A 756-nucleotide genomic window follows, 5' to 3' on the forward strand; every position below is an offset into this window, starting at 1 on the left:
ACTATAGAATATGCAACAAGCGGCACATGTGCAGCCAGCAGCACACAAACGGTAACTGTTTTAACCTCCGGGAATGCTTCTTTTACTATGACAGCAACTTGTGATGGCGGAACATCAAATATCACAGGAGATCTTGGCGGAAGCTTTACTTTTAATCCGATACCAACCGATGTAGCAACAATAGATGCAACTAGCGGATTGGTGACTAATGGTGTTTCAGGAGCGACCTATACTATTGAATACACGAGTCCAGGAACCTGCGGAACAAGTAGCACACAAACGGTTACGGTTTTAACTTTAGGAAACGCTTCTTTTAATACGACAGCAACTTGTGATGGTGGAACATCAAATATCACAGGAGATCTTGGCGGAAGCTTTACGTTTAATCCAATACCAACCGATGGTGCAACAATAAACGCAACTAATGGAACGATAACTAATGGAATTTCAGGAACCATATATACGATAGAATACACGAGTCCAGGAACCTGCGGAACAAGTAGCACACAAACAGTAACTGTTTTAACTTTAGGAGACGCTTCTTTTACTATGACTGCAACTTGTGATGGCGGTACCGCAACTGTCACTGGAGATCTTGGCGGAAGCTTTACGTTTAATCCGATGCCAACGGATGGCGCAACAATAAACGCAACTAGCGGAACGGTAACTAATGGAATTTCTGGAACAACCTATACGATAGAATACGCAAGTCCAGGAACCTGCGGAACAAGTAGCACACAAACGGTAACTGTTTTA

The 756-nt window shown here is 43.1% G+C and carries 1 pseudogene; it reads left to right on the plus strand.

The features are described 5' to 3' along the window. Nucleotides 1–756, plus strand: a pseudogene (locus ACVCZW_RS13280) (hypothetical protein); the annotation flags it as partial.

It is taken from the genome of Lacinutrix sp. MEBiC02595, assembly GCF_053601555.1.